This window comes from Streptomyces sp. NPDC056061 (assembly GCF_042266885.1).
Taxonomy (GTDB): domain Bacteria; phylum Actinomycetota; class Actinomycetes; order Streptomycetales; family Streptomycetaceae; genus Streptomyces.
This window is the reverse complement of sequence record NZ_JBHJWQ010000010.1, coordinates 62694-74194: the sequence shown is the minus strand read 5'-3', so window position 1 is coordinate 74194 and position 11501 is coordinate 62694. Positions and strand designations below refer to the sequence as shown.

The 11501-nt window shown below is 70.7% G+C and carries 9 protein-coding genes and 1 pseudogene; 1 reads left to right on the top strand and 9 read right to left on the bottom strand.

The features are described 5' to 3' along the window. Positions 1-5 precede the first annotated feature (5 nt). The 3 genes and pseudogenes from ACFC79_RS16905 to ACFC79_RS16895 form a co-directional block, all read right to left on the bottom strand. A pseudogene (locus ACFC79_RS16905) lies at positions 6-173 on the bottom strand (diiron oxygenase); the annotation flags it as partial. Between the two features lie 439 nt (positions 174-612). Then, a complete protein-coding gene (locus tag ACFC79_RS16900; RefSeq protein ID WP_376240765.1) occupies positions 613-1092 on the bottom strand; it encodes a hypothetical protein in 480 nt (159 codons plus the stop codon). Between the two features lie 179 nt (positions 1093-1271). Next, on the bottom strand, positions 1272-2399 hold the full coding sequence (locus tag ACFC79_RS16895) for a PP2C family protein-serine/threonine phosphatase (RefSeq protein WP_376240763.1): 1128 nt from the start codon (positions 2397-2399) through the stop codon (positions 1272-1274). A gap of 204 nt (positions 2400-2603) precedes the next feature. Here ACFC79_RS16895 and ACFC79_RS16890 point away from each other — a divergent pair, with 204 nt between their 5' ends. Further along, the gene (locus ACFC79_RS16890; protein ID WP_376240761.1) at positions 2604-4049 is read left to right on the top strand and encodes a glyceraldehyde-3-phosphate dehydrogenase; all 1446 of its coding nucleotides are present in this window, start codon (positions 2604-2606) and stop codon (positions 4047-4049) included. Positions 4050-4416: 367 nt separating this feature from the next. Here ACFC79_RS16890 and ACFC79_RS16885 read toward each other — a convergent pair whose 3' ends face one another. The 6 genes from ACFC79_RS16885 to ACFC79_RS16860 form a co-directional block, all read right to left on the bottom strand. Then, positions 4417-6306, bottom strand: a complete 1890-nt coding sequence (locus tag ACFC79_RS16885) for a glycerophosphodiester phosphodiesterase family protein (protein ID WP_376240759.1) — start codon at positions 6304-6306, stop codon at positions 4417-4419. 131 nt (positions 6307-6437) lie between these two features. Next, the gene (locus tag ACFC79_RS16880; protein WP_376240757.1) at positions 6438-7016 is read right to left on the bottom strand and encodes an O-methyltransferase; all 579 of its coding nucleotides are present in this window, start codon (positions 7014-7016) and stop codon (positions 6438-6440) included. A 56-nt stretch (positions 7017-7072) separates the two neighbouring features. Next, positions 7073-7294 carry a helix-turn-helix domain-containing protein gene (locus tag ACFC79_RS16875; protein WP_376240755.1) on the bottom strand — a complete coding sequence of 74 codons (222 nt, stop codon included), beginning with the start codon at positions 7292-7294 and terminating at the stop codon, positions 7073-7075. Further along, entirely contained in the window at positions 7294-7794 is a 501-nt protein-coding gene (locus ACFC79_RS16870; protein ID WP_376240753.1) for a DUF2975 domain-containing protein, read from the bottom strand. Before ACFC79_RS16870 ends, ACFC79_RS16875 begins: the two co-directional genes overlap by 1 nt. 40 nt (positions 7795-7834) lie before the next feature. Continuing rightward, entirely contained in the window at positions 7835-10354 is a 2520-nt protein-coding gene (locus ACFC79_RS16865; protein WP_376240751.1) for an ATP-dependent Clp protease ATP-binding subunit, read from the bottom strand. Between the two features lie 362 nt (positions 10355-10716). Next, entirely contained in the window at positions 10717-11448 is a 732-nt protein-coding gene (locus ACFC79_RS16860; protein WP_376240750.1) for a trypsin-like serine protease, read from the bottom strand. Between the last annotated feature and the right edge of the window lie 53 nt (positions 11449-11501).

The window sequence follows — 11501 nt, the reverse complement described above, 5'->3', positions numbered from 1 at the left end:
GCGGATCAGATCAGGTTGGCGCGCTTGTACAGGGCCAGCGCCGGCCCGGTCAGGAGCCGGGCGGAGGAGAGGAACTCCATGAGACCCGAACAGCTGGACCGCATCAGGGACTTGTGGTGCTCGTTCGTCCTCGCCTCGGCGAGCGCACGCTTCGTGTCGAGCCCGGCGTTCGCGGCCGCCGGTCGGGGTTCCTTCCCAGTCCGCTCGCCGAGAACCCCGGGCCGCCGAGCGCCGCCCTCCCTTGTTAGACGCGGCGTCTAATAAGTTGTTGGGCGGAAGGTATAGCAAGAGGGCGGCCTCCGCCTACCCCCTGGGGAAAATCGTCTCGTCCGGCCGCTGGCGGCGCCTCGCGCGCCACGGCACCGGAGGCGTCGATCCGCGGCGGAATCGGCGGCGAAGCCCGCACGTGTGCCCTGCCCCGGACCGGCCGGTTCGAGGACGGCGGCGGTCGCGGCACCGCTCAGGAGGCCGGCCGCGCAGCTTCCGACGGCCAGGAGCACGGCGACGACCGCGTGGAAGACAAGGACGAGCGCGGCCCGCACGAGCGCGGCCCGCACGAGCCCCGGATCCGGCCGGCGCTCGCGGTGGAGCGGCCTCCCCGCCCCGGAATCCTCAGTTCCAGAGGGCGTAGTGCGTGACCCGGTCCGCGTGCGCCGGTGTGCCGTCGGTGTAGACGAGTTGCAGCCGGGTGAACTGCCGGAGTTCCGGATGCTTCTGCCAGCTCCTCGGCCGGTCGAGCCGCACGGTGACCGGATATGTGTGGAACGTGCCCGCGGCGCAGTAGGGCCGGCAGTCGTTCACGGCGTCGAGGCCGCTGCCCACGGCGGATTCCGGGCCCCAGCGCGTCCAACGCAGTGAGACGAGACGGTTGTTGCCGTCCCCGCAGGCCAGCAGGAATTCGCCGGGGCGTACGCGCGCCTGCGAGAAGCAGTCGACGGCCACCGTGCGGTTCGGCGCGGACGGCGCAGCAGCCCGGGTGCCCGCCGACGGAACCGAGGCGGGCGCGCTCGCGGAGGCGGATGTCGGCACCGCCGCGGCGATGAGTCCGGCGGCACACAGCGCGACCGCGTTCTTCAGTCTGTCTCTCCGCATGCCGGCTCCCCGACTGGTTCTGTCCGGACCCGTGCGGCCCCGGCCGTTCTCCTCCCGGTCCGCAGCCGCAGCGGCCGTTTCCTTCGTCGACAGTACGACCGGCCCCGAGGGCGCACCACCTGAACGGTTCGCCACCGCGGGAACGGCGGAGGGGCCCGCCGGAATAGGGCGCCCGGACGTTACGCCCAGGTGAGCGCGAGCGCGGCCCTGTCGTCGGCGGTGCCGGTCGACCACTTCTCCGCATCGGTCCTGAGGAAGGACACGAGAGCCGACGGATCCGGTGCCCCGCGCCCGTCGCCGAAGCGGTCGGCCAGCCGTTCGGCCACTGGATAGAACTCGCCCCGGGTGTTGCGTGCCTCGCTCACCCCGTCCGTGTACAGCAGGAGCACCTCGCCGCTCCGCAGCGGATGCGTGGTGACCTCGGCCCTCTCGGCATCCAGCGCGCACAGTCCCAGGGGAGGGGCCGGGGCGGTGCCGAGCCGTCGCGTGCCGTGCGGGGAGAGCAGCAGCGGGGCCGGATGGCCGCGATCGACGATTCTGACCGAGGTGCCGTCGGGCGGGAACTCCAGCAGCAGCGCAGTGACGAACAGCTCGTCGTCCCCGGACGAGGGTCCGCAGCCGCGGGCGATGCTGAGCTCCAGGTGCTCCGCGAGGCGGCTCAGGTCCTGCGACTCATGGGCGCAGACACGGAATCCGCCCAGGACGGCGGCGACCGTCTGGACCGCTTCCAGTCCCTTCCCCCGCACGTCACCGATGACGACCCGCACGCCGAACCGGGTCTCGCACAGGTCGTAGAGGTCGCCCCCGACGAGCGTGCCGCGCTCGCCGGCCTCGTAGAAGCCCGCCAGCCGGACCGGGCCGATCCGTTCCGGGAACGGGCGCAGCAGTGTCAGCTGCATGGCCTCGGCGACCGAGCGGGCGCGGACCAGGTTCTTCTCGGCGCGGACCCGCTGCCGGGCCAGGGCCACGCCGACGAGACCGATCAGGACGGTGGCGGTGTACAGGGCCAGATGGTGCGGCTCCCAGATGTGCCCCGGTCGTCGGGAGGCCAGCCACACCTCCAGCCCCAGGCACAGTGCGGCGACACCGGCGGTGTGTCGCGGGCCGCGAGTGGCCGCAGCCACGGGAGGTACCCCGACCAGCAGGAAGCTCAGCGGCTCACGGCTTCGTACGGCCAGGTCCGCCGCCGTGTCCAGGGCGATCAGCAGCAGGGGAACCCACCAGGCCCACGTCCTGCAGTCCGGGCGGGGACGCCACAGCGAGGGGCGCCCGGTCTCCGTGCCGCCCGATTCACCGACATGTGACATGCAGGAACTCTATGTGCGTGTCCGCACCTGCTCGCGTCACCGCAGACCCGATGTATCCGGGTCGGAGGACGCATCCGTGCGGGTCCCGGCGACGCGCCGGCAGGGGGCGCCGGAGCGGCTCGTCGCCCTTGAACGGGACCGTTTGATTGATCAAATCGGCGTCGGGTTAGCATATGAGCGCCGCCTAGCTCGAAAGATAAATCTGTGACTGTCAACGAGGACTCGTTCACCAACTGGAAGAACCGCGAGGAGATCGCGGAGTCGATGATCCCGATCATCGGGAAGCTGCACCGGGAGCGGGACGTCACCGTCCTGGTCCACAGCCGCTCCCTGGTGAACAAGTCGGTGGTCAGCATCCTCAAGACCCATCGATTCGCCCGTCAGATCGCCGGTGAGGAGCTCTCGGTCACCGAGACGCTGCCGTTCCTGACGGCGCTCACCACCCTCGATCTCGGCCCTTCCCAGATCGACATCGGCATGCTCGCCGCGACGTACCGGACGGACGACCGCGGTCTGTCCGTCGAGGAGTTCACTGCCGAGGCCGTCGCCGGCGCCACGGGCGAGAACAAGATCGAGTGCCGCCGGTCGCGCGACGTCGTCCTGTACGGCTTCGGCCGCATCGGTCGCCTCGTCGCCCGCCTGCTCATCGAGAAGACCGGCTCCGGCAACGGACTGCGCCTGCGCGCCATCGTCGTCCGCCGCGGTGGTGAGCAGGACATCGTCAAGCGTGCCTCGCTCCTTCGCCGCGACTCCATCCACGGTCAGTTCCACGGCACGATCACCGTCGACGAGGCGAGGAGCACGATCGTCGCCAACGGCAACGAGATCAAGGTGATCTACGCCAACGACCCGTCGGAGGTCGACTACACGGAGTACGGCATCGACGGTGCCATCCTCATCGACAACACCGGTAAGTGGCGCGACCGCGAGGGGCTGTCGAAGCACCTGCGGCCCGGCATCGACAAGGTCGTCCTCACCGCTCCCGGCAAGGGTGACGTGCCCAACATCGTGCACGGCGTCAACCATGACGTGATCAAGCAGGACGAGCGGATCCTCTCCTGCGCGTCCTGCACCACCAACGCGATCGTCCCGCCGCTGAAGGCGATGGCGGACGAGTACGGCGTGCTGCGCGGCCACGTGGAGACCGTCCACTCGTTCACCAACGACCAGAACCTGCTGGACAATTACCACAAGGCCGACCGTCGCGGCCGTTCGGCGCCGCTCAACATGGTCATCACCGAGACCGGTGCCGCCTCGGCCGTCGCCAAGGCGCTCCCCGACCTCGATGCGCCGATCACCGGCAGCTCGATCCGGGTCCCGGTGCCGGATGTCTCGATCGCGATCCTCAGCCTGCGCCTGGGCCGCGAGGCCACCCGCGAGGAGGTTCTCGACTACCTCCGCAATGTGTCGCTCACCTCCCCGCTCAAGCGCCAGATCGACTTCATCACGGCGCCGGACGCGGTCTCCAGCGACTTCATCGGCTCGCGCCACGCCTCGATCGTCGACGCAGGTGCCACCAAGGTCGACGGCGACAACGCGATCCTCTACCTCTGGTACGACAACGAGTTCGGTTACTCCTGCCAGGTCATCCGGGTCGTCCAGCACGTCTCCGGGGTGGAGTACCCGACCTACCCGGCCCCGGCCGCCTGACGACGGTCCGGTCCCGGCGCTTTCGCCCCGTCCGCCTTCCGGCGGGCGGGGCGGCCGTCGTCGCGGCCCGCCCCGCCCGGACCGCAGGAACCGGATCCCTGCCGCGTTCACGGAGGGCATCGAGGACCGCCCCGCGGCGACGTCCGCGATGTCGTGGCGGACGTCCCGGTCCACTTCGTGCCCGGGTCCGTGCGCGGCGACTTCGGCGACGTCGTCCGCGATTCCGACCGGCCGGAACGACCGCAGACCGGGGGCACGGCATCGCCGCGCCCCCGGTCCGTCCCGTCACCGTCCGTCGTCACCGCCTCGGAGAGGCGGTCTCCTCCCGGCCGAGGCGGTCGGGGGGAGACGGACGCCGGAGTCGGCGTCAGCCGGCGCTCAGGGCGCGGGCCTCGGCGACGATCAGCGCGGCGCGCGCGGCGGGCAGGCCGTTGCCGGACTGACGCGCGGCCCAGTCGGCGAGCTGGGTGTAGTGGCCGTGGCCCAGCATCGTGGTCAGGGTGGCGACGCGGTTGCTGTCGGCACCCGAGGTCAGGATGAGGTGCGCCAGCCCGGTCGGAGTGGCCCGGAGGGTGAAGACCGACGTCGTGGTGGCGGTGCCACCCGGTCCGGTGACCTCGGCGCGGAGGGTGTGCTCACCGGCGGCCAGCGAGGTCAGGTCGAGCGGCTTGCCAGGGGTGACGGAGGCGCCGTCCAGGGTGAGGGAGACCTTGTCGGCGCCGGTGGCCTGGACCGCGGCGACCGGGGTCTGGGAGCGGTCCAGCGATGCCGAGGCGGCCGGCGAGGTGATGGTCACGGCCGGCTCGGCGGGGGGCGTGGGTCGTTCCTGCTGCTGGGCCGCGTTCCAGCCGGACAGCTCGGCCGGGCGGTTGGTGATGATGCCGTCGACGCCGCCGGCCTCCAGCGCCTGCCAGCGGGTCGCGCCGTCCACCGTCCAGACCATGACCGCGACGCCCGCCTTGTGCAGATCGGACACGATGCCGGGCCGCTTGGACAGCGCGTCGTCCGAGGGGTTGTAGGCCGCCAGGTGGAGTTCCTGGGCGAGGGCCACCGGGTCGGCGTCCAGGGAACCGCGCAGCAGGCCGAGCGGCAGCTCCGGTGCCAGCTCGTAGGTGTACTTCAGCGCGTCGACCTCGAAGCTCTGCACGAAGACCCGGTCCGTCATGCCGTGTTCACGGACGGTCCTGACGATCGTGGCCACCTCGTCGCGGGTGTGGGCACCCTTGATCTCCAGCAGCAGATTGCCGCCGCGGGTCCTGAGGTCGTCCAGCTGCGCGGCCAGGGTGGGAATCCGGGTGCCGGCGTAGGCGGGGCCGAACCACGAACCGGCGTCCAGCGCGTCCAACTGGGCGGAGGTGAGGCTGCGGATGGCGCCCTTGCCGTCGGTGGTGCGGTCGACATTGTCGTCGTGCAGGACGTACGGGACGCCGTCCTTGCTCGGCTGGACGTCGTTCTCGATGAACTCGGCGCCACCGCGCCGGGCGATCTCGTCGGAGACCAGGGTGTTCTCCGGCGCGGCCGAGGAGGCACCGCGGTGCGCGATCACGGTCATCGGCGAACCGGCGGGCCGGATCCAGCTCTCGGCGGGGAGTTCGGTGACCTTCAGGTCGTCGAACGAGACGGTGGAGCCGTTGACGACGAGGGCCTCGACGCCGTCGGCGGACCGGGCGACCCGGGTGGTGCGCATGGCCTCGCGGCCGTCGAAGAACCAGCGGGCCTTGGTGCCGTGCACCTCCACGGCGATGCGCACGTCACGACCGGTTCCGGCGGCCGAGGGGGCGGCCGCGGTGTCGGTGACGTTCCACGCGTCGGCCGACGTGCGCTGGGCGAACTCAAGACCGTTGGAAGCGGTGGTACCGCTGCGCATGGTGGCTATCGACCAGGGCACGGAGCCGCCGGCAGGCATGTCCAGGCCCATCGCCGTCCACCGGGCGGAGTCCTTCACGGACTCGAAGCGCGCGGTCACCTCGAAACGGAAGTCGTTGAGGTGTTCGCCGAAGGTGATGCGGCTCTGCTGGTTGCTGTTGGTCGATGTGCCGTACAACCGGCCGTTCTTGACCTCCCAGGTGCCCTCGGCGGGGCGGAAACCGGCGGGCAGGGAGTTCCCGGAGAAGTCCTCGGAGACGACGACCCGGCTGTCGGCCGGGCCGGTGCCGGCCGACTTCGTTCCGGCACCGGCGGTGCCGGCGGTGACGCAGGGGATGAGCACGGTGGACGCGAGCAGCGTGGACGCGACGCGAATTGATCGACGAGACATGGCCAAAAACGTATGCGTCGAAGATCAACAGACTCTGACCGGCAGCGAAACACGAACGGACCGGTACGCGGACGTCCGTTCGTCGGGCGGCGACGCGGTGTCCGTCCCATCGGCGGGACGGACACCGCCCGTCAGCCCGGATTCCGTACCGCGAGCAGGAGCCCCTTGCCCACGGGGGCCGTTGTCGTCGTGCAACCGCCGTCGGCCTCGATCAGCCCGATGAAATCGGCGACCTCGCCCGGGTGCGACAGCACGTTGTCGACGATCAGCAGCCCGCCCGGACGCAGGACCCTGAGAGGGTGCGGCCACCAGCCGGCGTATTCCGGCCGTTCGGAGTCCAGGAACAGCGCGTCGAGTCGGCCGTCGGGCAGCTCGCGCAGCACGGCGCCGCCATCGGCCTCGCGCAGCTCCACGCGGTCGGCGAGTCCGGCCCGGCCGAGATTCTCGGCGGCCTCGCGCTGGGCCCGTCCGTCGAGGTCGACACTGAGCAGCCGTTCGCCGCCGTTCGCCCGCAGCGCGTCGGCGAACCAGATCGTGGAGTAGCCGTTGGACGTCCCGATCTCGGCCATGGCCCTGGTGCCCGCCGCCCGCAGTACGACGGCGAGCAACGCCGCGGATTCGGGCTCCAGATTGCGGCGGCGCAGCAGCCGGTCGTCTTGTGCGGCGTCGTGTTCGACGCCCTCCCGATGGAGCGATCGGAGCAGGTTCATGTCCATAAGGGCTCAACGTACACCGACCCGTCGCCGGCCGACCTGCGGCGATGTCCTCATCCTTCGTCGGCGTCGTCGGGCACCCAGCGCAACACCTCGCCGGGCTGGCAGCCGAGCGTGCGGCAGATCGCGTCGAGGGTCGTGAACCGCACCGCCTTCGCGCGACCGTTCTTCAGCACGGCGATGTTGGCGGGCGTGATGCCGACGGCGGCGGCGAACTCGCCGACCGACATGCCGCACCTGGCGAGTTGGACGTCGAGATCGACGACGATCGCCATCAGATCACCTCGGCGATCTCGTCCTGCAGGTCGGTCGCCTTGCGCAGGAGGCTGCGCAGGATGCTGACGAGCATGGCGAACGCCGCCCCCACGCAGACGCTCGTGATCGCGGCGCCCAGGGCGCCGAGCACGGCCATGTCGTCGTCGTCGGGGGAGGGGATGGTGGCCAGGGCCAGATGGCCGGTGACGCCGAGCGCCAACAGCGTCGCGACGACCGAGGAACCGATGATGGTGTCGACCCAGCGGAAGGCCAGCGGGGTGAAGACGGCGCCGCGCCGGGCCATGGAGAGCAGCATCCACACCGCGACGAGGGCGACTTGGACGCAGGCGACGCCGACGATGGCCACGGTCGCGTAGGGAACGGCGAACGGGGCGTACGGCGGGAAGGCGTCGACCTCATCCGCCGCCGTCGTCGGGATGACGACGACCTGGCCGAAGAGTCCGACGAGGACGGCGGCGACGATCCCGGCCCTGAGCATGGAGATGAAGAGGCGATTCATGCATCGATTTTCGATCGAAACCTATCGAAAATCAATCGGTTCATTCGATCTGCCGCTCGTTCGTCGTGCCCGCCCGTGAGTCGGCGCCCGCGACGACCGTGCAGTGGAGCGAGTCGTCCCGCACATCGGCCACGATCGTGTCGCCGGGCTCGGCGTCACCGCCGAGCAGGAGGGACGCGATGCGGTTGTCGAGTTCCGACTGGATCGTGCGCCGCAACGGGCGTGCACCGAACTCCGGTTGATGGCCGTGGGCGGTCAACAGCTTCTTCGCGGCCTCCGTCACCTCCAGTTTCATGCCCTGCGCGTGCACCCGGCGTCTGCTCCGGTCCAGCAGGTGATCCACGATCCGCGCCAGGTCGTCCTCGGTGAGGCCGTGGAAGATGATGATGTCGTCGATCCGATTGAGGAACTCGGGCAGGAACCGTGCCCGCAGATCGTCCATCAACTCGTCCTTGAGCTCGGAGACATCGCCCTGGTGATCGAGGATGCGATGCGCACCGGTGTTGGAGGTCATGATCACGACGCAGTGCCGGAAGTCGACGGTGCGCCCCTGGGCGTCCGTCAGGCGTCCGTCGTCGAGAATCTGGAGCAGCGTGTTGAAGACATCGGGGTGCGCCTTCTCCACCTCGTCGAACAGCACCACGCTGTAGGGCTGCCGCCGGACCTTCTCGGTGAGCTGACCGGCCTCCTCGTAGCCGACGTATCCCGGAGGCGCGCCGACGAGCCGGGCGACCGTGTGCTTCTCCTGGAACTCGCTCATGTCGAAGCGGACCATGCGCTTCTCCTCGCCGAACAGCAGCTCCGCGAGGGTCTTGGCGAGCTCGGTCTTGCCCACGCCGGTGGGGCCGAGGAAGAGGAAGGAGCCCACGGGGCGGTTCGGGTCGCCCATGCCGGCCCGGTTGCGGCGCACCGCCTGCGAGACGGCGGTGACCGCCTCGTCCTGACCGACGATGCGCGCGTGCATCTCCTCCTCCAGTCTGAGCAGCCTCTCCTTCTCACCGGCGGTGAGAAGGGAGACCGGGATGCCGGTCCGGCGAGAGACGACGTCGGCGATGTCGCGGGCGGTGACGGAGACGACCCCCTCGCGCCGCTCCTCGATGCCCGCGAGCTCGCCCTCGATTCCGGCGATCTGTTTCTTCAGGTCCGCGGCCCTGTCGAAGTCCTCGGCGGCGACGGCCTGGTCCTGCTCCCGCCGCAGTTTCGCGATGCGGTCCTCGCGGCTGACGACCTCGGTGGAACGGCCGACGCTGCGCAGGCGCACCCGGGCGCCCGCCTGGTCCATCACGTCGATCGCCTTGTCGGGCAGGAACCGGTCGCTGATGTAGCGGTCGGAGAGCTCCGCCGCGGCGGTCAACGCGCCGTCGGCGAAGCGGACCTGGTGGTGTGCCTCGTACGCGTCGCGCAGCCCCTCCAGGATCTGTACCGTCTCCTCCACTGTCGGTTCCGGAACCATCACCGGCTGGAAACGGCGTTCGAGCGCGGCGTCCTTCTCCACGTGCTTGCGGTACTCGTCGATGGTCGTCGCGCCCACCACGTGCAGCTCACCGCGTGCGAGAGCGGGCTTGAGCATGTTGCCCGCGTCCATCGAGCCCTCGCCCGTCGCACCCGCACCGACGACCGTGTGCAGTTCGTCGATGAACAGGATGATCTCTCCCTCGGACTTCTGGACGTCCTCGATGACCTTCTTCAGCCGTTCCTCGAACTGCCCCCGGTACTGCGCGCCCGCCACGAGCCCGGACAGGTCGAGGGAGACCACCCGCCTGCCCTTGAGCGTGTCGGGGACCTCGTCGGCCACGATGCGCTGGGCGAGCCCCTCCACGATCGCGGTCTTGCCGACGCCGGGTTCCCCGATGAGCACGGGGTTGTTCTTGGACCGCCGGGACAGGATCTCGACGGTCTGCTCGATCTCCTCGGCCCGCCCGACTACCGGATCGAGTTTCCCGGCCCTCGCCTCCTCCGTGAGGTCCCGCCCGTACTCGTCCAGGGTCGTGGCAGGTTTCTCCCCCTCGGCGGGCACCCCGTCCGCGCGGGCCGCCCGGTCCGTGAGGCCCGCCAGCTTCCGCACGTCCTTGCCCTCCGCGCGCAGCAGCCGGGAGGCACCCGAATCGGGATCGTCCAGCAGGGCCCCGAGGATGTGCTCGGGACCGATGTACGACACGCCGGCCGCCTGGGAGCGGGCGTACGCGGCGGTGAGCGTGCGTTTGGCCGCCGGGGTGAGGCCCGGTTCCGAGGACGGCTCGCCCGATTCGCGGGGAAGGACCTTCGCGATGTCGTTGGCGAGCGCGTCCGGGTCCACCGACGCCTGGACCAGCAGCGTGCGCGCCGGGTCGACCTGTGTGGCCGCCCACAGGAGATGTTCCGTGTCCAGGTCGGACGTCCCGTCCTCCACCGCCCGCTGCCCGGCCAGATTGAGGAGTTGCAGCGAGGACTCGGTCAGCAGGCGTCCGATCGGCACCCGTTGCACGGCCGGTGGCGAGGTCGCCGGCGACATGCCGAAGAACCGGTTCAGCAGTTCGCTGAACGGGTCGGACGAGCCGAGACCGAAGGACGACATCGACATGGCAGCTCCTGGTGCAGCGGCGGGTTTCGTCAACACAAACCCGAGTCCCAACGCGTCGCAACCGGGCTGCGGGCCGCCGGGGCGCGGTGGTCCGCAGCCCCCGGCCCGGCCCCGGACGGCCCGGCCGGAGCAGGGCGCGGGCACCTCGGGAAGCGCCGCCCGGAGCCCCGGTGACCGCCCGCGCACCGACTCCCGTCGTCGGGGCCCGCCCCTCGCCCGTTCAGGTGCTGCCGCCCCGGGCGGCCGAGGGGCGGGCCGGGGCGGCTTCGCCCGGTACCCGCGCCGCAGGACGCGAACCGGCCCCGTGCCCGGACACGAGGACCGGGCACGGGGCCTTCGGGGGAGGCGTGGGGCCCCGCCGATCAGACGCCGGCGACCGACTGGATCCAGGAGCGGTATGCCGTGACGTTCGTGTACGCCGTCGTGGTCTGGCGGTCGCTGGTGGAGGCGACGCCGACCTGAACACCGTTCAGCGTCATCGGACCGCCGGAGTCACCGCCGGCGGTGATGCCGTTGCCGCGCCGGGCGCAGATCGCCGAGCCGCCGTAGGCGTCGGTGCAGCCGCTGGTGACGGTCACGTTGGCCACCTTCAGGTACTGCGACTGGCAGTTGATCTCCGAGCCGCACTGCGAGGTGGCGCCCCAGCCCCACACCTGAACGTTCTGCCCGATCTGCACCGTTCCGGGCTGTCCGAGCTGCGAGTACGTTCCCTGCACGGAGCGGTCCAGGCGCACCAGCGCGAGGTCGGCGCCGTGGGTGTAGGTCTGCACGCCGTTCGCGACGGTACTGCCGCTGTACTGGTCGAGGCTGCCGATGCGGAAGGAGAGCCCGCCGCCGGCGACGCAGTGCTTGGCGGTGAGGATCCACGTCGGCGCGATGATCGTGGCCGAACAGGTCTCCTGGCCGTTGGAGTACAGGCGGGCGGCCCACGGGGCGTTCTGGGCGTAGCCGCCGCCGATGATGGGCTGCACGGCCTTGGTCACCGGTGACACCTGTGCGGGAGCCTTCTCGGCTGCCGAGGCGGTGGGGGAGAGCAGGGCGAGGACGGAGACCGCAACGGCCGAGACCGCGGGGACCAGTCTGGATATGCGCATGCTTCCTCGTTTCGCGGGACACGCGGGGCGTGTACGTGGGGTTGACGGGCCCC